This is a genomic window from Pseudomonas sp. JC1203 (assembly GCF_056175065.1).
Window position 1 is genome coordinate 1 of record NZ_JBWCAM010000022.1, and the last position, 22,887, is coordinate 22,887.

Annotated in this window: 16 protein-coding genes and 1 rRNA gene; 13 read left to right on the forward strand and 4 right to left on the reverse strand. The window is 66.1% G+C overall.

Features of this window, described 5'->3' with window-relative positions; all coding sequences use genetic code 11:
* From rrf to AC0SZ7_RS26355, 5 genes are all read left to right on the forward strand, one after another.
* Positions 1-77: ribosomal RNA gene (rrf, locus tag AC0SZ7_RS26335) — 5S ribosomal RNA — on the forward strand; the annotation flags it as partial.
* A 208-nt stretch (positions 78-285) separates the two neighbouring features.
* Positions 286-3,762, forward strand: a complete 3,477-nt coding sequence (gene recC / locus AC0SZ7_RS26340) for an exodeoxyribonuclease V subunit gamma (protein ID WP_475507128.1) — start codon at positions 286-288, stop codon at positions 3,760-3,762.
* A complete protein-coding gene (gene recB / locus AC0SZ7_RS26345) occupies positions 3,759-7,457 on the forward strand; it encodes an exodeoxyribonuclease V subunit beta (RefSeq protein ID WP_475507129.1) in 3,699 nt (1,232 codons plus the stop codon). Before recC ends, recB begins: the two co-directional genes overlap by 4 nt.
* A complete protein-coding gene (gene recD, locus AC0SZ7_RS26350; RefSeq protein WP_475507130.1) occupies positions 7,454-9,523 on the forward strand; it encodes an exodeoxyribonuclease V subunit alpha in 2,070 nt (689 codons plus the stop codon). The genes recB and recD overlap by 4 nt, the downstream gene beginning before the upstream one ends.
* Before the next feature lie 136 nt (positions 9,524-9,659).
* Complete coding sequence (locus AC0SZ7_RS26355; protein WP_475507131.1) at positions 9,660-10,595, forward strand: diguanylate cyclase domain-containing protein; 936 nt, start codon at positions 9,660-9,662, stop codon at positions 10,593-10,595.
* Between the two features lie 84 nt (positions 10,596-10,679).
* Here the strand turns inward: AC0SZ7_RS26355 and AC0SZ7_RS26360 are convergent, their stop codons facing one another.
* Entirely contained in the window at positions 10,680-11,633 is a 954-nt protein-coding gene (locus tag AC0SZ7_RS26360) for a LysR family transcriptional regulator (RefSeq protein ID WP_475507132.1), read from the reverse strand.
* A gap of 102 nt (positions 11,634-11,735) precedes the next feature.
* Here AC0SZ7_RS26360 and AC0SZ7_RS26365 point away from each other — a divergent pair, with 102 nt between their 5' ends.
* Positions 11,736-13,253, forward strand: a complete 1,518-nt coding sequence (locus tag AC0SZ7_RS26365) for a CoA-acylating methylmalonate-semialdehyde dehydrogenase (RefSeq protein ID WP_416422303.1) — start codon at positions 11,736-11,738, stop codon at positions 13,251-13,253.
* Between the two features lie 10 nt (positions 13,254-13,263).
* Positions 13,264-14,148, forward strand: coding sequence for a 3-hydroxyisobutyrate dehydrogenase (gene mmsB, locus AC0SZ7_RS26370; protein WP_475507133.1), 885 nt, complete (start codon positions 13,264-13,266; stop codon positions 14,146-14,148).
* A gap of 70 nt (positions 14,149-14,218) precedes the next feature.
* On the opposite strand, the gene AC0SZ7_RS26375 is transcribed toward mmsB, so the two are convergent.
* Both AC0SZ7_RS26375 and AC0SZ7_RS26380 read right to left on the reverse strand, forming a co-directional pair.
* On the reverse strand, positions 14,219-14,563 hold the full coding sequence (locus AC0SZ7_RS26375; RefSeq protein WP_008373643.1) for a cupin domain-containing protein: 345 nt from the start codon (positions 14,561-14,563) through the stop codon (positions 14,219-14,221).
* 96 nt (positions 14,564-14,659) lie between these two features.
* Complete coding sequence (locus tag AC0SZ7_RS26380) at positions 14,660-15,547, reverse strand: LysR substrate-binding domain-containing protein (RefSeq protein WP_475507134.1); 888 nt, start codon at positions 15,545-15,547, stop codon at positions 14,660-14,662.
* An 86-nt stretch (positions 15,548-15,633) separates the two neighbouring features.
* Between AC0SZ7_RS26380 and AC0SZ7_RS26385 the strand changes: the two genes are divergently transcribed.
* A complete protein-coding gene (locus tag AC0SZ7_RS26385; RefSeq protein ID WP_475507135.1) occupies positions 15,634-16,398 on the forward strand; it encodes a sulfite exporter TauE/SafE family protein in 765 nt (254 codons plus the stop codon).
* Positions 16,399-16,461: 63 nt separating this feature from the next.
* Here the strand turns inward: AC0SZ7_RS26385 and AC0SZ7_RS26390 are convergent, their stop codons facing one another.
* Positions 16,462-16,773, reverse strand: a complete 312-nt coding sequence (locus AC0SZ7_RS26390) for a putative quinol monooxygenase (RefSeq protein ID WP_475507136.1) — start codon at positions 16,771-16,773, stop codon at positions 16,462-16,464.
* Positions 16,774-16,923: 150 nt separating this feature from the next.
* Between AC0SZ7_RS26390 and mdaB the strand changes: the two genes are divergently transcribed.
* The 5 genes from mdaB to AC0SZ7_RS26415 all read left to right on the forward strand — a co-directional run bounded on the left by mdaB (position 16,924) and on the right by AC0SZ7_RS26415 (position 22,827).
* The gene (gene mdaB / locus AC0SZ7_RS26395; protein ID WP_475507137.1) at positions 16,924-17,514 is read left to right on the forward strand and encodes an NADPH:quinone oxidoreductase MdaB; all 591 of its coding nucleotides are present in this window, start codon (positions 16,924-16,926) and stop codon (positions 17,512-17,514) included.
* Positions 17,515-17,575: 61 nt separating this feature from the next.
* The gene (locus tag AC0SZ7_RS26400; RefSeq protein WP_475507138.1) at positions 17,576-18,481 is read left to right on the forward strand and encodes a LysR substrate-binding domain-containing protein; all 906 of its coding nucleotides are present in this window, start codon (positions 17,576-17,578) and stop codon (positions 18,479-18,481) included.
* 95 nt (positions 18,482-18,576) lie between these two features.
* Positions 18,577-19,470 (forward strand): NAD-dependent epimerase/dehydratase family protein, encoded by an 894-nt coding sequence (locus AC0SZ7_RS26405; RefSeq protein ID WP_475507139.1) that lies wholly within the window; start codon positions 18,577-18,579, stop codon positions 19,468-19,470.
* A gap of 119 nt (positions 19,471-19,589) precedes the next feature.
* A complete protein-coding gene (ggt, locus tag AC0SZ7_RS26410; RefSeq protein ID WP_475507140.1) occupies positions 19,590-21,257 on the forward strand; it encodes a gamma-glutamyltransferase in 1,668 nt (555 codons plus the stop codon).
* 112 nt (positions 21,258-21,369) lie between these two features.
* Entirely contained in the window at positions 21,370-22,827 is a 1,458-nt protein-coding gene (locus AC0SZ7_RS26415; protein ID WP_475507141.1) for a hypothetical protein, read from the forward strand.
* Positions 22,828-22,887: the final 60 nt, after the last annotated feature.

Below are 22,887 nucleotides of genomic sequence, written 5' to 3' on the forward strand. Positions count from 1 at the left end.
CCGAACTCAGTAGTGAAACGATGCATCGCCGATGGTAGTGTGGGGTTTCCCCATGTGAGAGTAGGTCATCGTCAAGATTAAATTCCGAAACCCCCATCTGCGAAAGCAGGTGGGGGTTTTGTCTTTCTGGCGTGCGCAAAAGCCCGGCCAGGCTGCGTTCCGCCGCACCGCGCAATGATTTGATACCGTGCAAACCCCAGACGCCGCCTTCGGCAGCTGCTACGGGCAAACCACATCTGATAAGGTTCCCACCTGTCCACGTTTCCCCCTGCCAAGGAATTGCTCATGCCGGCTACCCACTCTCTTACGCCAGGTTTCATGGTGGTTCACGGCAACCGCCTGGATGAGCTGCGCAGTCTGGTGGTTAGCTGGATGCGGCGTTACCCCTTGGCCCCGCTGGAAAACGAAATAGCCTTGGTGCAGAGCAACGGCATCGCCCAATGGCTGAAGCTGGCCCTGGCCGAAGACGCGCTGGAGGATGACCAGGGTGGCTGCGGCATCGCCGCCGCCATCGATGTGCAACTGCCGGGCAGCTTCATGTGGCAGCTTTACCGTGGTGTACTGGGCAAGGACGAGATCCCCCAGGCCTCGCTGCTCGACAAGGCACCACTGACCTGGCGGCTGATGCGCCTGTTGCCGCAATTGATCGACCAGCCACATTTCGAGCCCCTGCAGCGCTTCCTTACCGACGACACCGACCTGCGCAAGCGCTACCAATTGGCCGAGCGCCTCGCCGACCTTTACGACCAATACCAGGTGTACCGTGCCGACTGGCTGGAGGACTGGGCGGCGGGGCGCCACCAGTTGCGCAACGTGCGCGGTGAAGCCAAGCCGCTGCCCGATGCCAACCGCTGGCAGGCGGAACTGTGGCGCGCGCTGCTGCATGATGTCGGCGAGCAGGGCATGGCGCAGAGCCGCGCCGGCGTGCACCAACGCTTCATCGAACGCATCAACGGCTTGGAAACGCCGCCACTTGGCCTGCCCAACCGCGTGATCGTCTTTGGTATTTCATCGCTGCCGGCCCAGGCGTTGGAGGCATTGGCAGGGCTTGCACGCTTCAGCCAGGTGCTGTTGTGCGTGCACAACCCTTGTCGCCATCACTGGTCCGACATCGTTGCCGACAAGGACCTGCTGCGTCACCAATACAAGCGCCAAGCGCGCAAGCAAGGGATGCCAGTCGTCATCGACGCCGATGCGCTGCACCAGCACGCGCACCCGCTGTTGGCAGCCTGGGGCAAGCAGGGCCGCGACTACATCAACCTGCTGGACAGCTACGACGACCCTAATAGTTACCGCGCCGCGTTCCGCGAAGGGCGCATCGACCTGTTCACCGAGGACGAGCCAACCACGCTGTTGGGCCAACTGCAGGACGATATCCTCGAACTGCGCCCGTTGGCGGAAACGCGTACCACCTGGCCTGCGGTAAACCCGGCCAAGGATCGCTCGATACGCTTCCATATTGCCCACAGCGCCCAGCGTGAAGTGGAGATTTTGCACGACCAACTGCTGGCCCGTTTCAGCGCCGACCCCAACCTTCGGCCCCGTGACGTTATCGTCATGGTTCCCGACGTTGACAGCTATGCCCCGCATATTCGTGCTGTTTTTGGTCAGCTGGATCGCCACGACGCACGCTTCATCCCGTTCACCCTGACCGACCAGAACCAGCGGGGCCGCGACCCTCTGCTGATCGCCATCGAGCACCTGCTAAAGCTGCCTGACAGCCGCTTTGCGGTCAGCGAGATCCTCGATCTGCTCGACGTGCCGGCCCTGCGCGCGCGCTTCGGCATGCAGGAAAGCGACCTGCCCACCCTGCACCGCTGGATTGAAGGCGCCGGCATCCGCTGGGGCCTGAACGCTGCCCAGCGCGCCGGGCTGGGGCTGCCGGAGCAGTTGGAGCAGAACAGCTGGCGGTTCGGGCTGCGGCGCATGTTGTTGGGCTACGCAGTAGGTGGCGGCGAGGGCTATGGTGGCATCGAACCCTACGACGAAATCGGCGGCCTGGATGCTGCATTGATCGGGCCGCTGGTGGCCTTGCTTGATGCCCTGGAGGTTGCCCACCAGGTGCTGTCCACGCCTGCTGAGCCGCAGGAGTGGGGCGAGCGCCTGCACGGCCTGACTCAGGTGTTTTTCCAGGCCAGCACCGAGCATGACGACTACCTGCTGGTGCAGCTCGACGAGCTGCGCGAACAATGGCTGCGCACCTGCGCGTCGGTAGAGCTGCACGAGCCGCTGCCGCTGACCGTGGTGCGCGAAGCGTGGCTGGCCGGGCTCGACCAGGGCAAGCTGTCCCAGCGCTTCCTCGCCGGTGCGGTGAACTTCTGCACGCTGATGCCCATGCGTGCCATCCCCTTCAAAGTGGTGTGCCTACTGGGCATGAACGACGGCGACTACCCACGCGCACAGCCGCCGCTGGACTTCGACCTGATGGGCAGCGACTACCGGCCCGGGGATCGCTCCCGCCGTGAAGACGACCGCTACCTGCTGCTGGAAGCCCTGCTGTCGGCCCGCGAACAACTGTATATCAGCTGGGTGGGCCGCAGCATCCGCGACAACAGCGAACGCCCGGCGTCAGTGCTGATCGGCCAGCTGCGCGACCACCTCGCCAGCGGCTGGGCGCTGCAGGGCGCGGAAGAGGGCGGCAAGCTCAACGCCGGTGAGCAACTGGTGCATAGCCTGAGCCTTGAACACCCGTTGCAGCCGTTCAGCGCGCGCTACTTCCATGAGGGCAGCGGGTTGTTCAGCTTCGCCTCCGAATGGCGTGTGCTGCACACCGAGCAGGGCGAACAAGCCCCCGACGGCATGCTGCCGCCTCACGAGCAGGACGAGCCGCTGGCCCTCACGCAGCTGCAAGATTTCCTACGCAACCCGGTGCGGCATTTCTTCAGCCAGCGCCTGAAGGTGTTCTTCGAAACCGCCGAGGCGCCGCTGGCCGATGAAGAGCCCTTCGTGCTCGACGCTCTGGAGCGCTACACCCTCAGCGACCAGTTGCTGACCACTGCCATGGCCACCCTGGGTGCCGTCGACGAGGCGCTGCATACCCAGGCCCGGCGCATGCAGGGCAGTGGCCTGCTGCCCATGGCCGGTTTCGGCGCGTTGCTGCAGGAAGAGCTGATAGAGCCGCTACCCGACCTGTTGCAGCGCTTCCAGCAGCTGCTGGTACTGTGGCCGACGCCGGTGGTGGCGGCCAAACCGGTCAATTTCGAATACCAGGGCCTGCGCCTGGATGGCTGGGTCAGCAACCTGCACCAACGCGCCGACGGTAACCTGCTGAGCGTCACCGCCATCGCCAACGCCATTGGCGGTGCCCGTGCACGCAAATGGCACCGCCTCACCCGCAGTTGGGTCACCCACCTGGCGGCGTGTGCGGTCGGCCTGCCCTTGACCACCGCCGTGGTTGCCAGCGACGACACCCTGGTACTGGCAGCGCTGCAGCCCGAACAAGCCCGCGAAGCCCTGGGCCACCTGCTGCTGGCCTGGCAACAGGGCATGCGCCGGCCACTGCCGGTGGCAGTGAAAACCGCGTTCGCCTGGCTGGGCCAAGGTGACCCGGTGAAGGCCGAAGCCGCCGCGCGCAAAGCCTATGAAGGCGATGGCATCACCACCGATGGTGAGCGCCGCGAGAGCGTGGCGCTGGCCCGGCAGTTCCCCGATTTCAATGCGTTGGTCGACAGCGAGGAATTCGAAGGCTGGTGCGATGCGTTGTACCGCCCCATGTTCGAAGCGCCCTGGCGCTCCATCGATGCCGACGAGGCCCGCTCATGAACGCCCCCCAACATAAACCTCTGGCGCTGGCCTTCCCCCTGCGCGGTAGCCAACTGATCGAGGCCAGTGCCGGTACCGGCAAGACCTTCACCATCTCGGCGCTGTACCTGCGCCTGGTGCTGGGCCATGGCGGCGAGCAGGCAGGCTTCGGCCGCGAATTGCTGCCGCCGCAGATCCTCGTGGTGACCTTCACCGACGCCGCCACCAAGGAGCTGCGCGAGCGCATCCGCACGCGTCTCGCCGAGGCTGCGCGGTTCTTCCGCGACGAGATGCCCAGCCCCGACGACCTGATCAGCCAACTGCGCGACGAGTTCGGGCCCGAACAATGGGCCGGCTGCGCCAACCGCCTGGATATCGCCGCGCAATGGATGGACGAAGCTGCGGTATCGACCATCCACAGTTGGTGCCAGCGGATGCTGCGCGAGCACGCTTTCGACAGCGGCAGCCTGTTCACCCAGACCCTGGAAACCGACCACAGCGACCTGCTGGGCGAGGTGGTGCGCGACTACTGGCGGCGCTTCTGCTACGCCATGCAGGGCGACACGCTCAATTGGGTGCGCAGCAACTGGGGTGGCCCGGCCGCACTGCTGCCACGGGTGCGCGCGTTGTTCGGCAGCCCGCGCCGTGGCGACAGCGGCCAGGAGCCCGCCGAGCTTATCGAAGCCGCACTGGCCGAGCGCAAGCAGGCGTTGCAACAACTCAAGGCGCCGTGGGCGCAATGGGCCGAGGAACTGCGCGCTATCTGCCTTGAGGCCGTGGCAGCCAAGGTTGTTGACGGGCGCAAGATGCAGGCGCGCTACTTTGAGCCATGGTTTGACAAGCTAGGCGCCTGGGCCAATGACGAAAGCCTGGTGGACCTGGATATCGGCACCGGCTTCACCCGCCTGACTCCGGACGGCATGGCCGAAGCCTGGAAGGGCGAGCCGCCAGCCCACCCGGCCCTGGAAGCCATGCAAGGTTTGGCCGATGCCCTGGCCAGCCTGCCCACGCCTGATGCTGCCGTGCTGGAGCATGCCGCGCGCTGGGTGGGCGCGCGCTTCGAGGAAGAGAAACGCCGCCGCGCTGAAATGGGCTTCGACGACATGCTGCTGCGCCTGGACGCTGCCTTGCAGGGCAGCGGCGGCGAGCGCCTGGCCGGGTTGATCCGCGAGCAGTTCCCGGTGGCCTTGATCGACGAATTCCAGGACACCGACCCGGTGCAGTACCGGATCTTCGAAAGCATTTACCACATTGAGGCCAACCAGCCCGACAGCGGCCTGTTCCTGATCGGCGACCCCAAGCAGGCGATCTACGCCTTCCGCGGCGCCGACATTTACACCTACTTGCGTGCGCGCCAGGCCACTACCGGCCGCCTGCACACGCTGGGCACCAACTTCCGCTCCAGCCACGCCATGGTCGAGGCGGTGAACCACGTATTCAATGCCGGCGAGCAGCGTGAACTGGGGCGCGGCGCTTTCCTGTTCCGCCAGGGCGATGACAACCCGGTGCCGTTCCTGCCGGTGCTGGCCCAGGGCCGCAAGGAGACCTTGAGCGTCGGCGGCCAGCCAGTGCCAGCGTTGAACCTGTGGCAACTGCAAAGCGACGCGCCGCTGTCCGGCGTGGTTTACCGCCAGCAGCTGGCGGCCGCCTGTGCCAGTACCATCGTCGAGCTGCTCAACGGTGGCCAGCAGGGCAGCGCCGGCTTCATCAAGCCGGGTGAAGCCATGCGCGCGGTCACACCTGCGGACATCGCCATCCTGGTGCGTGACGGCAAGGAGGCCCAGGCCGTGCGCGGCGAGTTGGCGGCGCGTGGGGTGCGCAGCGTGTACCTTTCCGACAAGGATTCGGTGTTCGCCGCCCAGGAAGCCCACGACCTGCTGAGCTGGCTCAAGGCCTGCGCCGAGCCGGACGCCGAGCGCCCGCTGCGTGGCGCCCTGGCCACCACCACCTTGAACCTGCCCCTCAGTGCCCTGGCGCAGTTGAACCAGGACGAGCTGGCCTGGGAGCGGCGGGTGATGCAGTTCCGCACCTATCGCACCCTGTGGCGCACCCAGGGCGTGCTGCCCATGCTGCGCCGCCTGTTGCACGATTTCCGCCTGCCGCAGACCCTGATGCTGCGCAGCGACGGCGAACGCGTGCTGACCAACCTGCTGCACCTGTCCGAGCTGCTGCAGCAAGCTGCCGGCGAACTGGACGGCGAGCAGGCGTTGATCCGCCACCTGTCCGAGCACCTGGCCACCGCTGGCCAGGCCGGCGAAGAACAGATCCTGCGCCTGGAAAGTGACGAGCAACTGGTAAAAGTGGTGACCATCCACAAATCCAAGGGCCTGGAATACCCGCTGGTGTTCCTGCCCTTCATTTGCTCGGCCAAGCCGGTGGACGGCAAGCGCCTGCCGCTGTCGTTCCACGACGAGCAGGGCAACGTGCAGATAACCCTGAGCCCTACCGCCGAGCAGGTTCAACTCGCCGATGACGAGCGCCTGGCCGAAGACCTGCGCCTGCTGTACGTGGCCCTGACCCGCGCCCAGCACGCTTGCTGGCTGGGCGTGGCCGACCTCAAGCGTGGCAACACCAAGGATTCGGTGCTGCACCGCTCGGCGCTGGGCTACCTGCTGGGCGGCGGCCAGCGCCTGGGCGAACCTCAGGCCCTGGCCATCTGGCTGCGTGACCTTGCGGCTGGTTGCCCGGCCATTCACGCCGGGCTGATGCCCGAGGCCAGCGCGCTGCATTACGTGCCGCCGCGCAACGAAGCCAGCCTGCTGGCGGCCAGGCAGCCCAAGCGGCGTGCTGCGGAGAACTGGTGGATCGCCTCCTACAGTGCGCTGCGCATCAGCGACAGCGTGGCCCCGGGCAGCGACCAATCGCCCGACAGCCCGCAGGCGCAGAAACTGTTTGACGACGAACGCCTGGACCCCACCGCACCGCGCGAAGCCCAGGCGGTGAGTGGTGATATCCACCGCTTCCCCCGTGGCCCCAACCCCGGCACCTTCCTCCACGGCTTGCTGGAGTGGGCCGGGCGCGAAGGCTTTGCCAGCGTCGCGGCGCAACCCGAACTGTTGGCGGAAACAGTGGGCGCGCGCTGCAACCTGCGTGGCTGGAAGGGCTGGATTCCGACGTTGAACAGTTGGCTGCTGCACCTGTTGCAGACGCCCCTGGCCATCGGTGACACCCGCCTGAGCCTGACCGACCTTACGCAGTACCAGATCGAGATGGAGTTCTGGTTCGCCAGCCACCGTGTCGACGTAACCCAACTCGATACCCTGGTACGCGACCACACCCACGACGGCGCCCCGCGTGCGCCCGCCGAAGGGGCGATGCTCAACGGCATGTTCAAAGGCTTCATCGACCTGACCTTCGAGCATGAGGGCCGCTACTACGTGGCGGACTACAAATCGAACTGGCTGGGCGCCGACGAAACCGCCTACACCGAGCTGGCCATGACCCAAGCCATCCTCGACAACCGCTACGACCTGCAATATGTGCTGTACCTGCTGGCCCTGCACCGCCAGCTCAAGGCTCGCCTGCCTGGCTATGACTACGACCAGCACGTGGGTGGCGCGGTGTTCATCTTCCTACGCGGCGTGCACGCGCCCAGCCAGGGCCTGGCGTTCGCCCGGCCGCCGCGCGAACTGATCGAGCGCCTCGACGAGCTGTTCCGCGGCGTGGTGCGCCAGCCTGAACCCATGGGTGACCTGTTCGAAGGAGAACCGGCATGAGCCGTACATTTGCCGATTTGCTGCCCACCGCGCTGGAAGCGCGCAGCCTCGCCGAGCTGGCCCCGCTGCAACAGGTAGATGACCTGCTGGCACTGCTGGAACGCTGGGCCGAACGTGGCTGGTTGCGGGCGTTGGACAAGGCCTTCGTCGGCTTCCTTGCCGAGCGCGACCCGGGCGGCGATCCGCTGGTGCTGCTGGCCGCTGCGCTCACCAGCCACCAACTGGGCCATGGCCATGTCTGCCTGGACCTGGCACAAACCCTGGAAGAGCCGGACTTCGCCCTGTCGCTGCCGCCCGAAGGCGATGCTCTGGCAGGCCCTGTGCTGCTGCCCTCGCAACTACTCGAACACCTGCAACCCGAAGCCTGGCGCCAGACCCTGGCTGCCAGCCCGCTGGTGGCACTGGCCGACAACGACAGCGGCGAACGCCCGCTGGTGCTCGCCGGCCAGCGCCTGTACCTGCGCCGCTACTGGAGCTACGAACGGCGCATCGACATTGCCCTGCGCCAGCGCCTGGCCGAACAGGAGGCTACGCCCGACGACCTGGGCACGCGCCTGGAGCAGCTGTTCGGCAGCCCTGGCAGCGAGCGCATCGACTGGCAGAAACTGGCCTGTGCCCTGGCCACCCGCAGCGCGTTCAGCATCGTCACTGGCGGCCCCGGCACCGGCAAGACCACCACCGTAGTGCGCTTGCTGGCGCTGCTGCAGGCGCCGGCGGTGGAAGCCGGCGCACCGCTGCGCATACGCCTGGCCGCGCCCACGGGCAAGGCCGCGGCACGCTTGACCGAGTCGATCAGCGCGCAGGTCAAGCAGCTGGAGGTCAGCGACTGGGTCAAGGACAAGATTCCCACCGAGGTGACCACCGTGCACCGCTTGCTGGGCAGCCGCCCTGGCACCCGGCACTTCCGCCACAACGCGGCCAACCCGTTGCCGCTGGACGTGCTGGTGGTGGACGAGGCGTCGATGATCGACCTGGAAATGATGGCCAACCTGCTGGGCGCCATGCCCGCCCACGCGCGCCTGGTGCTGCTGGGTGACAAGGACCAGCTGGCCTCGGTGGAAGCCGGGGCGGTGCTGGGCGACCTGTGCCGCGACGCCGAGCAGGGCTGCTACAGCCCGCAGACCCTGGCGTGGCTGGAAAGCACCAGCGGCGAAGCACTGGCGCACAGCGGCCTGCAGGTGGGCAGCGCCGAGCTCAACCCGCTGGCCCAGCAGGTGGTGATGTTGCGCCACTCGCGACGCTTTGGCGAAGGCAGCGGCATTGGCCAGCTGGCCTTGCGGGTCAACCGCCAGGAAGCGGACCAGGCGCGCGAGCTGCTCAACGCCGGGCAGTTCGGCGACATCTTTGCCATCAAGCTCAGTGGCGAGCATGACCGCAAGCTTGACCGCCTGCTGCTGCAAGGCCAGGGCAGTAATGGCCCCCAGGGCTATCGCCATTACCTGAGCGTGCTGCAGGCCAACCGCCCGGCGCCGCGCACCGAGCTTGAAAGCGAACTATGGGCCGGCTGGGCCAAGCAGGTGCTGGAAGCGTTCGAGTCGTTCCAGCTGCTGTGCGCGGTGCGCAAGGGGCCGTGGGGCGTGGAGGGCCTGAACCAGCGCGCTACCCAGGCGCTGACGGCGGCGCGGTTGATCGAAGGCGACCAGCCCTGGTACGAAGGCCGGCCGGTGCTGATGACCCGCAACGACTATGGCCTGGGCCTGATGAACGGTGATATCGGCATCGCCCTGCGCCTGCCCGAAAGCGGCTCGCCCGACCGTCAGGTGCTGCGCGTTGCCTTCCCGCGCAACGACGGCCAGGGCGGCGTGCGCTTCGTGCTGCCCAGCCGCCTGAACGATGTGGAAACGGTGTTCGCCATGACCGTGCACAAATCCCAGGGCTCGGAGTTCGCCCACACCGCGTTGATCCTGCCTGACGCGCTCAACCCGGTGCTCACCAAGGAGCTGATCTACACCGGCATCACCCGCGCCAAGCACTGGTTCAGCCTGATCGAGCCTCGCGCTGGCGTTTTCGAAGACGCGGTGCGGCGTAAGGTGAAACGCCTGAGCGGGCTGATGCTGGAGCACTGAAGTGCGCCAGGCCGGTAAGGTGAAATAGCTGTGCTATCGTTTTGGCACAACCGGGCATCACGCGCGTTTTTCATCAGGGAGCTGTCTGGATGGCGGGTTTCATCGGCTACGGAAAGCGCAGGCAGGAGCCTTTGTCATGAGCGGCCGCACAGTGCGCAGTGCACTGCGGCGCGCGCAACTGACGGTGGCGTTGGGCGCGGCCGGCCTGTGTGCCGGGTGCATGGTGGTGCTGGGCGCATTTGCCTGGCGCACCCAGGCCATCCAGGCGTTGCCGGCCGCCATGCAATGGCGTCTGGCGCTGGGTGGCATCGCCGGGGCGGTCACCTGCACGGTGCTGGGCACGTTGGGTGCGCTGTACCTGTCGCGGCGCTTGCTGCGCGACATCACCGAGCCTCTGCACAGCCTGGCCAACGTCGCCGATGCCGCACGGCGCGAGCACCGCTTCGAGCGCCGCGTGCCGCACACCGAAGTGGACGACCTGGAGCAGCTGGGCAGCGACGTCAACGCGCTGCTCGACGAGCTTGAACACCTGAGCGCCCACAGCCAGCCCGAACCCTACCTGCAAGCCAGCCTCGACATCCTCACCGGCCTGCCCAACCGGGTGTTCTTCGAAGCACGGCTGGCGCGCAACCTCAGTGACAAGCAGCCCCGGCGCATGGCCGTGCTGTACATCGACGCCGACCATTTCAAGGCCATCAACGACCACCATGGCCACGCGGCGGCGGATGAAGTATTGATTTGCCTGGCGGGCCGGGTGCGCACGCAACTGCGTGAAAACGACCTGCTGGCGCGCCTGGGCGGCGACGAGTTCGCCGTGCTGCTGTCGCCGCTCAACGACCGCGACGACGCCTGGCGTATCGCCGACAACATCATCGCCGCGCTGCACGCGCCGCTGGTGCTGCCCAACGCCGACAGCCTGCATGCCTCCATCAGCGTCGGCGTGGCCCTGGCCCCCGACCATGGCCAGGCAGCGGGCGACCTGCTGGCCGCCGCCGCCGATGCCCTGCACCAGGCCAAGCGCCTGGGCCGTGGCCGCTGGCACCAGGCCGAACCCACCAACCTGGCGGTGTAAACCAAATCAACCCGTAGCAGCTGCCAAAGGCTGCGTCCAAGGCTCACCATCGGCGGTGCGGCCGGACGCAGCCTTCGGCAGCTGCTACGGGGGAATGGTGAACTTCAATGAATGGGTTTCGCCCATCAGGAAGGGCGCGTTCAGCTCCGTCACCTCGCGAATGTAATCCCACAGCAGATTAATCCGCTTCAACTTCCTCAAATCCTCTCGGCAGTACATCCAGAACTGCCGCGTCACACTGATTTCCCCCGCCAGCACCGGCACCAGGTCGTCAGCCTGCGCCGCCAGGAAACACGGCAGAATCGCCATGCCATGCCCTTGGCGCGCCGCCACGTACTGGGCGATGACGCTGGTGCTGCGCAGCCCGGCGCTGGCGTTGGGCAGCAGGTTGGCCAGGTACAGCAGTTCGGGGCTGAAGGCCAGGTCGTCGACGTAGCTGATGAAACGGTGCCCGGCCAGGTCGCGGCCATGGTGGATGGGCGGGTGGCGGTCAAGGTAAGCCTGGGTGGCGTACAGCTGCAGGCGGTAGTCGCACAGCTTGCAGCACACGTAGGGCCCGTGTTCCGGGCGTTCCAGGGCGATCACCACATCGGCCTCGCGCTTGGACAGGCTGATGAAGTGCGGCAGCGGCAGGATGTCCACGCTGATGGCCGGGTAGGCATCCACGAAGTGGCTCAGCTGCGGGGTGATGAAGAAGCTGCCGAAGCCTTCTGTGCAGCCCATGCGGATGTGCCCAGACAACGCCACGCCGGAGCCCGACACCTGCTCGCAGGCCATGTGCAGGGTACTTTCGATGGCCTCGGCGTAGCCCAGCAGGCGCTGGCCCTCGGCGGTGAGGATGAAGCCGCTGGTGCGCGACTTCTCGAACAGCAGGGTGCCCATCGCAGTTTCCAGCGAGGTGATGCGCCGCGACACCGTGGTGTAGTCCACGCCCAGGCGCCGGGCGGCGTTGCTGGCCTTGCGGGTGCGGGCGACCTCAAGGAAAAACTTCAGGTCATCCCAGTTCAGGTTGCCCAGGGAGGTGATGTTTTTTTGCATGTTGGACCGGCTTTTATCCGCGTTCTTGTTGGATGTTTGCACATCTATACTCCAGGAAAGAGCCATCACGCCATGCACAAAAACAATTACGCGGAGGTCTTGATGAACGTTTCGGTAAATGCCGGTATCCCCAAGGTGAAGCTGCTGATCGACGGCGAGTGGGTCGAGTCCCAGGCCAGCGAGTGGCGCGACATCGTCAACCCGGCCACCCAACAGGTGCTGGCGCGGGTGCCGTTTGCCACCCAGGCCGAGGTGGACGCCGCCGTCGCGGCGGCGCAAAAAGCCTTCCTCAGTTGGCGCAACACCCCGGTGGGCGCGCGCATGCGCATCATGCTCAAGTTCCAGGCGCTGATTCGCGAGCATTCCAAGCGCATCGCCCAGACCCTCAGCGCCGAGCAGGGCAAGACTCTGGCCGACGCCGAAGGCGACATTTTCCGCGGCCTGGAGGTGGTGGAGCACGCCTGTTCCATCGGCAGCCTGCAGATGGGCGAGTTCGTCGAGAACGTTGCCGGCGGCGTCGACACCTACACCCTGCGCCAGCCCATCGGCGTGTGCGCGGGCATCACCCCGTTCAACTTCCCGGCCATGATCCCGCTGTGGATGTTTCCCATGGCCATCGTCTGCGGCAACACCTTCGTGCTCAAGCCCTCCGAGCAGGACCCGCTGTCCACCGTGCAACTGGTGGAACTGGCGCTGGAGGCCGGCATTCCCAAGGGGGTGCTCAACGTGGTGCAGGGCGGCAAGGAGGTGGTGGACGCGCTGTGCACCCACGCCGACATCAAGGCAATTTCCTTCGTCGGTTCCACGGCGGTGGGCACCCACGTCTACAACCTCGCCGGCCAGCACCACAAGCGCGTGCAGGCGATGATGGGCGCCAAGAACCACGCCGTGGTGCTACCCGACGCCAACCGTGAACAGACCCTCAACGCCCTGGTGGGCGCCGCCTTTGGTGCGGCCGGCCAGCGCTGCATGGCCACCTCGGTGGCGGTGCTGGTGGGCGCGGCGAAGCAGTGGCTGCCCGAGCTCAAGGCCCTGGCGCAAAAGCTCAAGGTGAACGCCGGCAGCGAGGCCGGCACCGACGTCGGCCCGCTGATTTCACGCCAGGCCAAACAGCGTGTGCTGGGCCTGATCGAGAGCGGGGTGAAGGAGGGGGCGGTGCTGGAACTGGACGGCCGCGACGTGCAGGTGCCGGGCTTCGAGGAAGGCAACTTCGTCGGCCCCACCCTGTTCTCCGGGGTGACCACTGACATGCAGATCTACACCCAGGAAATCTTCGGCCCGGTGCTGGTGGTGCTCACCGTCGACACCCTCGACGAGGCCATCGCCCTGGTGAACCGCAACCCGTTCGGCAACGGCACCGGCCTGTTCACCCAGAGCGGTGCGGCAGCCCGCAAGTTCCAGAGCGAAATCGACGTGGGCCAGGTGGGCATCAACATTCCCATCCCGGTGCCGGTGCCGTTCTTCAGCTTCACCGGCTCGCGCGGCTCCAAGCTCGGCGACCTGGGCCCGTACGGCAAGCAGGTGGTGCAGTTCTACACCCAGACCAAGACGGTGACGGCGCGCTGGTTCGACGACGACAGCGTCAACGACGGCGTCAACACCACCATCAACCTGCGCTAGGAGACTGCCCATGAACATCGCCTTTATCGGCCTGGGCAACATGGGCGCGCCCATGGCCCGCAACCTGCTCAAGGCGGGCCACCGCCTGCAGCTGTTCGACCTGAACAAGGCCGTGCTCGACGAACTCGCCGCCCAAGGCGGCATTATCAGCGCCTCGCCCAGCGAAGCGGCGGCAGCCAGCGACCTGGTGATCACCATGCTGCCGGCCGCCGCCCACGTGCGCACCGTGTACCTGGGCGAGGGCGGCGTGCTGGCCGGCATTCGCCCCGGCACCCCGGCGGTGGATTGCAGCACCATCGACCCGCAGACCGCCCGCGACATCGCCAGCGCCGCCGCCAAGCAGGGCGTCGACCTGGGCGACGCGCCGGTGTCGGGCGGCACCGGCGGGGCAGTGGCGGGAACCTTGACCTTCATGGTTGGCGGCAGCGCGGCACTGTTCGACACCTTGCACCCGGTGCTGGCGCAAATGGGCCGCAACATCGTGCACTGTGGCGAAGTGGGCACCGGGCAGATCGCCAAGATCTGCAACAACCTGCTGCTGGGTATCTCGATGATCGGCGTGTCGGAAGCCATGGCGCTGGGCAACGCGCTGGGCATCGACACCGGAGTGCTGGCGGGCATCATCAACAGCTCCACCGGGCGCTGCTGGAGTGCGGATACCTACAACCCTTGGCCGGGGATTATTCCCACGGCACCGGCGGCACGCGGCTACACCGGCGGCTTTGGTGCGGAGCTGATGCTCAAGGATCTGGGGTTGGCCACCGAGGCTGCAAGGCAGGCGCACCAACCGGTGATCCTGGGGGCGGTGGCGCAGCAGCTGTATCAGGCGATGAGCTTGCGCGGCGAGGGCGGGCTGGACTTCTCGGCGATCGTGAAGGGGTATCAGAAGACTTGAGATTGCTGACGCGGCCTGTGGCCGCTGCTACGCACATCCCGTAGCAGCGGCCGCAGGCCGCGTCCCGCTTTCACGCGAAAACGAAATACTTGCGCACCGTCTCCACCACTTCCCACGTGCCCTTCATCCCAGGTTCAACGATGAAGATATCCCCCGCGCGCAAATGCACCGGCTCCATACCGTCCGGGGTAATCACGCAGTAGCCTTCCTGGAAGTGGCAGTATTCCCACTTCACGTAGTCCACCCGCCATTTGCCGGGGGTGCAGATCCAGGTGCCCATGATCTTGCTGCCGTCTTCGCTGGTGTAGGCGTTGAGGTTGACGGTGTGCGGGTCGCCTTCCAGCTTCTCCCATTTGCAGGCATCCAGCACGGGCAAAGGGTGGGTGTCGCGCAGCACAACGAGGGGTTTGGACATGGCGGGCTCCGGCAGTGGTTTCAAGAGCCCGCATGCTGACCCGCCCACGCCCGGCGCGGATGCCTGAGGTCGACACCCGGGTGCCTGTTTGCGCGCTCAGCCTTGCGGCAGCAGGCTGGCCACCAGCGCCTGTGCGTGGCCGGGCAGGGCGTCGAAACTGGCCGAGCACAGCAGCAGGCGCCGCGCCGCCCAAGGCTCCCGCAGGGCGCAGCTGGCAAACTGCAACTGGCCCTGGCAGCGCCGCACCGCTGCCAGGGGCACCACCGCCACGCCAGCACCGCGCGCCACCATGCGCACCGCACCATCGAACCCTTCGGCGCGCACCCGCACTTGCATGCGCCGGCCGCTGTGCAGCGCCTGCTCCTCCACCAGAATGCCCAAGGCATTGCCCGCTGCCAGCGCCACATGGCCGTGGGCCAGGCTGTCGACAAAGGTCACGTTGGGCTGGCGCGCCAGCGGGTGGTCCACGGGCATGATCAGCATCAGCGGGTCGTCGCGAAACGGCCGGGTCTGCAGGCCTTCGGTGGCTACGGCGCTGGAGACGATGCCCAGCGGCGCCGCGCCCTGGCGCAGGGCATGGAGTATGCGCTGGCTGGGCATTTCCTCCACGTCCAGGTCGACGCCGGGGTGGCGCTGCAGGAAGTCGCCCAGCAACTCGGGCAAGTATTCGGTGAGGGCGGCGGTGTTGCACAGCAAGCGCACCTGGCCCTGGATGCCCTGGGCGTATTGGGCCAGGTCGAACTGCAGGTGCTCCACCTGTTGCAGCACCCGCCGGCTGTGCTCGCCCAGGGCCTGCCCGGCGGCGGTGGGCTGTACGCCACGGCGGTTGCGCTGGAACAGCGGTATGCCCAGCGACGCCTCCATGGCGCGGATGCGCGCGCTGGCAGCGGCCAGCGACAGGTGCGTGCGCTGGGCGCCAGCGGTCATGTTGCCGCTGTCCAGGGTGTGCAGAAACAGGCGAAGGTCGACGAGATCGAAATGCATGGCAGGCTCCAGCCTCAACCAGAACAAGAGGCTGGGTCAGTATATGGCAGATTTTCACCCCGCCGCCGACGCGTCAGCATGGGGCCATGAATACATTACTCGCGCTGTATCAGGAAATGGGCTGGGGCTTGTCGCTGCTGGTGTTGGCGACCTTTCTGCTGGCCGGCACGGTCAAGGGCGTGATCGGCCTGGGGCTGCCCACGGTGTCCATGGGCCTGCTGGGCCTGGCTATGGCCCCGGCGCAGGCAGCCGCGCTGCTGATTGTGCCGTCGACCTTCACCAACATCTGGCAGCTGATGCTCGGTGGGCATCTGCGCGGGCTGGTCGTGCGGCTGTGGCCGATGCTGCTGGCGATTTTCGTCGGCACCGCCATTGGCAGCCTGTGGCTGGGCATCGATGGCGGCAAATGGGTGGTGCATGCGCTGGGTGGCGCGCTGGTGCTGTACTCGCTCAGCGGCCTGTTCCTGCCGGTGCTGCGCGTGCCGGCCCGGCACGAGGTGTGGTTGGGGCCGTTATGTGGCGTGGCCACCGGCATCATCACCGCCGCCACCGGGGTGTTCGTGATTCCGGCGGTGCCTTATTTGCAGGCGCTGGGGCTCAACCGCGACGAACTGGTGCAGGCGCTGGGGCTATCGTTCAGCGTCTCGACCCTGGCGTTGGCGCTGGGGCTGCTGTGGCATGGCGAGCTGGGCGGTGGCGAGCTGGGGGCGTCTTTGCTGTTGCTGCTGCCGGCGCTGCTGGGCATGCAGCTGGGGCAATGGTTGCGCCAGCGCATCAGCGCGGTGATGTTCAAGCGGGTGTTCTTTATTGGCCTGGCGTTGCTCGGTGCTCATTTGCTGATCAACGGGTAGTGGTCGGACGCAGCCTTCGGCAGCTGCTACGGGGATCACCTGTAGCAGCTGCCGAAGGCTACGTCAGTTCGCGCTGGACGGGCTCAACATCTCCACCCGCTGAATATCGAAATCCGCCTCCAGGTATTCCATGCGCTGGGCAAAGAACGCTGCCATATGCGGCAACGCCGAATGCACGTCCAGGTCGGCCTTGGTCGCCCAGATCTCGTAGAAGACGAACAGTGTCGGGTCGTTCAGGTCGCGCAGCATGTGGTATTCGATGCAGCCCGGCTCGCCGCGGCTGGCGGCCACGTAGCCGAGGAAAAGGTCGCGGAAGGCGTCGGCCATGTGCGGCTTGGTCTTGGCCTTGAGGATGAAGCCGTGGTGTTCGTTCATGGGGTGTCTCCAAGGAAGTTGAGGTGATTCTAAAGGCAACAATCCCTGGCTATTCGTGATATTCAAGCAAATGTAATTTGCCCGATCAGGCCTTATTCCGCCCGCGCAAGGCCGGTAGAGTGCGCTGCATTCCTTACCGAGACCTTTCCCATGAAAAAGATTTTGTTGCTCAATGGCGGCAAGCAGTTCGCCCACTCCGAAGGCCGCTACAACGAAACCCTGCACGACGCCGCCGTGGCCGTGCTGGACCACGCCGGTTACGACGTGAAGACCACCTTCATCGACGGCGGCTACGACATTGCCGAAGAAGTGCAGAAGTTCCTGTGGGCCGACGTGGTCATCTACCAGATGCCCGGCTGGTGGATGGGCGCGCCCTGGACCGTGAAGAAGTACATCGACGAAGTGTTCACCGAGGGCCACGGCAGCCTGTACGCCAGCGACGGCCGTACCCGCTCCGACGCTTCGCAGAAATACGGCAGCGGCGGCCTGGTGCAGGGCAAGCAGTACCTGCTGTCGCTGACCTGGAATGCCCCGCAGCAGGCCTTCGACGACCCCTCCGACTTCTTCGAAGCCAAGGGTGTGGACGCCGTGTACTTCCCGTTCCACAAGGCCAACCAGTTCCTGGGCATGACCGGCCTGCCGACCTTCCTGGCGGTGGACGTGATGAAGCGCCCGAACATCGAAGGCGACGTGGCGCGCTACAAGGCGCACCTGGCGCAGGTGTTCGGTTTCCAGCTGTAAGGTAAAGTGGGTGACCAGCGCGCCAGCCGGCCTGCCGGCGAGCCTTACAGGGAAACCCAGGTTGAAAGCCAGATCCGACGAACTCCAGGTATTCATCTCGGTCATCGAGTGTGGCTCCATTTCAGCGGCGGCCGAGCAGGTGGGGCAAACCCCGTCGGCCATCAGCCGCACGCTGTCGCGCCTGGAAAGCAAGCTCGACACCACGCTGATCAACCGTACCACGCGGCGCATGGACCTCACTGAAGAAGGCCGGTTCTTCTTCGAGAAGGCCAAGCACATCCTGCAGCAGATGGATGAGCTGGAGGAACGCCTGGCGGTGCGCCACCAGACGCCGTCCGGGCGCCTGCGGGTGAACGCCGCCTCGCCATTCATGCTGCACGCCATCGTGCCGTACGTGGGCGAATTCCGCGCGCGCTACCCGGATATCACCCTGGAACTCAACACCGACGACCTGCTGATCGACCTGCTGGAGCAGAGTACCGACGTCGCCATCCGCATCGGTGTGCTCGCCGACTCTACGCTGCACGCGCGCCTGCTGGGCCGCAGCCCGCTGAACATCCTCGCCAGCCCTGAATACCTGCGCCAGCACGGCACGCCACGGCAGGTGGAGGACCTGCGCGACCACAACCTGCTGGGCTTCACCCAGCCCGACCACTTGAACCTGTGGCCGCTGCGCCATGCTGACGGAGACCGTTGGCAGGCCACCCCGCGCGTGGCCGCCTCCAGTGGCGAGACCCTGCGCCAGCTGGCGCTGGCGGGGCAGGGCATTACCTGCCTGTCAGACTTCATGACCCACCAGGACATTGCCCAGGGCCGCCTGGTGCCGCTGCTGGTGGCGGCGAATACCGGCGAGCGGCAGACCATCAATGCCGTTTACTACCGCAACTCGCAGCTGGCGTTGCGCATTCAGTGCTTCCTGGACTTCATGCAGGAGAAGCTCGCCTGCTACGCCCAAGGGGATTCGTGACCGGCGGGCAAAAGTCTATTGGCCGCCACCGGCTGTTTCCGCACGGATAACCCTTCGATACTGGCCCCCTCCACACATCGAACGGGAGTTTGAGCATGAACGTATTCGTCACCGGTGCCGCCGGTTTCATCGGCGGCTCGATCGCCACCGCCCTGGCCCAGGCCGGCCACCAGGTTACCGGCCTGGTGCGCAGCCCCGAGCAGGCCGAGGAAATGACCACCCTGGGCATCACCCCGGTGCTGGGCAGCCTCGATGACCGTGCACTGCTGATTGCCCAGGCGCGTGCCAGCGATGCCGTCATCAACGCCGCCAGCAGCGACCACCGCGGCGCCGTGGAAGCCTTGATTGAAGGCCTGCAAGGTTCCGGCAAGCCGCTGCTGCACACCAGCGGTTCCAGCATTGTCGGCGACGCCTCGGGCGGCAAGGGCAGCGACGTCATCTGCTACGAAGGCCAATTGCCCGAACCCACCGTGGACAAGGCCGCGCGCGTGGCCATCGACAACCTGGTGCTGGCCGCAGCCGCCCAGGGTGTGCGTTCGGCGGTCATCTGCAACACGCTGATCTACGGCCACAGCCTGGGCGTGAAGCGCGACAGCGTGCAGCTGCCACGGCTGTTGAAGCAGGCACGCAAGAGCGGCATCGTCCGCCACATGGGCCCGGGCCAGAACATCTGGTCCAACGTGCACATCGAGGACGTGGTGGCGCTGTACTTGCTGGCGCTGGAAAAGAACCCGGCCGGCACCTTCTACTTCGTCGAAAGCGGCGAGGCAGCGTTCGTCGACATGACCCGCGCCATGGCCACCGCCCTGGGCCTGGGCCAACCGCAGGACTGGCCGCTGGCCGAGGCGGAAAAAGAATGGGGCTATGAAATGGCCAATTACGGCCTGGGCTCCAACAGCCGCGTGCGTGGCAAGAACGCCCGGGAATTGCTGGGCTGGGCGCCCAAGCGCAGCTCGGCGCAACAGTGGATTCTCAACGAAATGCTTTGAACCCGCACCCGGAAAACGGCCGCCCGCACGCGGCCGTTTTGCTGTGTAGGGGTTGAAACCACGTTCATCCTGGGCCTAACTGTGACGGCAGTCGTTAATAACAACAGTAAGGACACCCGATGCGTATTGTGTTGTTCAAGACCCTTGCCCTGAGTGCCGCCATTTTCGCCAGCACCCATTCCTACGCCGCGTTGCTGGACAGCGGCGCCGTCGCCGCCCCCGACCAATACGGCGCCAAAGTCGCCGCGCAGGTGCTCAAGAAGGGCGGCAACGCGGTGGACGCCGCCGTCGCCACGGCCTTCACCCTGGCCGTCACCTACCCCGAAGCCGGCAACCTGGGCGGCGGCGGGTTCATGACCCTGTACGTCAAGGGCAAGCCCTACTTCCTCGATTACCGCGAGACCGCGCCCAAGGCTGCGAGCCGCAACATGTACCTGAACGACAAGGGCGAGGTCATCGAAAATCTCAGCCTGGTGGGCGCCAAGGCCAGCGGCGTGCCCGGCACCGTGCTCGGCCTGTGGGAAGCCCACAAGCGCTTCGGCAAGTTGCCATGGGCCGAGCTGCTGACCCCGGCCATCGGCTACGCCAAGGACGGGTTCACCGTCGCCGACAAGCAGTTCCAGTACCGCCAGGACGCGCTGAAACTGTTCAACGGCCAGACCAACTTCAACGACTACTTCGGCACCATGAAGCCCGGCCAGACCTTCCGCCAACCAGAGCTGGCGCAGACCCTGGAGCGCATCGCCGACCAGGGCGCCAAGGACTTCTACGAGGGCAAGACCGCCGACCTGCTGGTGGCGCAGATGCAGGCCGACAAGGGCCTGATCACCAAGCAGGACCTGCACGACTACAAGGTCAACTGGCGCGAGCCGCTGCACATCGACTGGCGTGGCAACATCATCTATACCGCGCCGCTGCCCAGCTCGGGCGGCATCGCCCTGGCCCAGTTGCTGGGCATCAAGGACATCCGCAAGGACGACTTCAAGGGCGTCCCATTGAACTCGGCGCGCTACATCCACCTGCTGGCCGAAATCGAAAAACGCGTGTTCGCCGACCGCGCCAATTACCTGGGCGACCCGGACTTCAACGACGTACCGGTGAACAAGCTGATTGCCCCGGCCTACCTGCTCAAGCGCGCCGACGAGGTCAACCCCACCGCCATCTCCGCCACCGAGAACGTGCACCCAGGCCTTGAGCCGCACCAGACCACGCACTTCTCCATCGTCGACCACGACGGCAACGCCGTCAGCAACACCTACACCCTGAACTGGGACTACGGCAGCGGCGTGGTGGTGAAGGGCGCAGGCTTCCTGCTCAACGACGAGATGGACGACTTCAGCTCCAAGCCAGGCGTGGCCAATGCCTTCGGCGTGGTGGGCGGCGACGCCAACGCCATCGAGCCGGGCAAGCGCATGCTCTCGTCCATGAGCCCCACCCTGGTGACCCGCGACGGCCGCGTGACGCTGGTACTGGGCACCCCGGGTGGCTCGCGGATCTTCACCTCGATCTTCCAGGTGCTGAACAATACCTACGACTACCACCTGCCGCTGGCCAAGGCCGTGGCGGCGCAGCGCGTGCATCACCAGCTGCTGCCCAAGGACACCATCTACTATGACAGCTACGCGCCGCTGACCGGCCAGCCCGCGCAAGAGCTCAAGGCCATGGGCTACACCCTGGAAGACCAGGGCTGGGAGATGGGCGATATCCAGGCCATCAAGGTCGATGGCCGCAAGGTGGAGACGGCGTCCGACCCGCGTGGCCGGGGCGTGGGCCTGCTGGCCAAATGAAGTTCATGAAGTGAACCGTCACTAGCGGTAAGATGGTTTCCTTTGCGCCCACCCCATCGCCGTTGCGCAAAGCAGCGGCGGTGGGGGCCTCGCCTGCCGATCAGGACATTCCATGAAACGCGTTGCCCTTGTTGTAGCCATCGCAGCGACCGCCGCCTGCGCCCACCAGCCTGCTTCCGCCCCGGCGTCGAAGCCGCCGGTGGCCAAGGCCCAGCCGACGCTGAAGGTGCCGGCCCCGGTGGACAAGGCCAACCAGCTGATGTTCGACATGGTCAAGCGCACCCCGCTTGGCAACAGCGTGCTGCGCGATGGCGACCAGCTCAGCTTCATGGTCATCCGCCCCAAGGATGACACCCTGCGCCAGGACATCATGATGCAGATCCAGGCCTCATGCGTGGAGCCTTCCGCCAAGCTGATGTACTTCGACGGCGGCAAGCGTTCCTACGTGAAGAGCCAGGACGGGCTGTACATGCCCGCCGTGCGCATGCGCAAGGACGTGGCCCAGGCCCTGTTGAAAAACCCCGATTTCGTCGACGCCTGCAACAGCACGCCGCAGCCGGACTGGCGCGTGGTGCGCACCGCCGCCAACGGCCAGCAGACCCTGATCGACCGCGCCAGCCTCAAGCCCCAGGGCAACACCCTGCGTTTCTGGACGGCGTGGGATGAGCCAGCCACCACCTTCGACCTGCCGTACTACGCGCCCATGGCGCAGAAGCGTGAATACGTGGCGGTGGACTGCACCCAGCAGACCTTCAAGGTGCTGGCGGGCTTCGACCTGGACGAACGCAACAACGTCACCGACGGCGCCGTGCACTTCGTGCCGGAAGCGCAGCAGATCGCCCGCGACACCGACAACCACGCCACCTACAAGGCCATCTGCGGCAACCCGCAGGCGCTGGAAAAACTGCCGGCGTTCAGCCCGCGGGTGAAAGCGCCGCTGGCCGGGCCGTTCCCGGGGGTGATGGCGCTGCCGCTGGCGGCGGTGCACAAGCTGGGCATGCCGGCGCCGCGCAAGCCGCTCACCTACCTGTCCGAGACCGGTACCGCGAATGGCCCCAACGGTGAAGTGCCACTGAACGTAGAGACGTTCATCCAGCCGGACGCCACTACCGGCCAGCTGGCCGTACGTTCCACCAGCGATGGTTTCGACAGCAGCGAGATCTCGTTCCGTGGCCTGTTCTCGCTGGCCAGCAAGACCACCTTCCATGGCCTGGACACCGTGTTCGAAAGCTCGGCGGTAATCGACGCGCACTTTACCGGGGACTGGCGCACCATGCCGGTGGGCAGCACCCTGGGCGTTGTACTGGACACCAGCGCGGTCAGCGGCAATACCGGCGCCATCCTTACCCACACCAATGTGCAGTGCGCCATCAAGAGCCAGGTCAGCGCCGCCCAGGTCAACCCGCACCTCAGCGGCCAGGCCAAGCTGGTGCGCTGCACCGTGGGCAGCGACAAGCGCCAGAGCGTCGACACCCTGTACTACCTGGAAGACTACGGTTACTTCTACCAGTCGGGCACCGACAAGAACGACCAGTACTACAGCCAGCGCCAGCTGAAAAAGGTCCACTAAGCCCGTAGCAGCTGCCGCCAGGCTGCGTCCGGCCACACCGGGTGGGTGTTTCATGGAGAG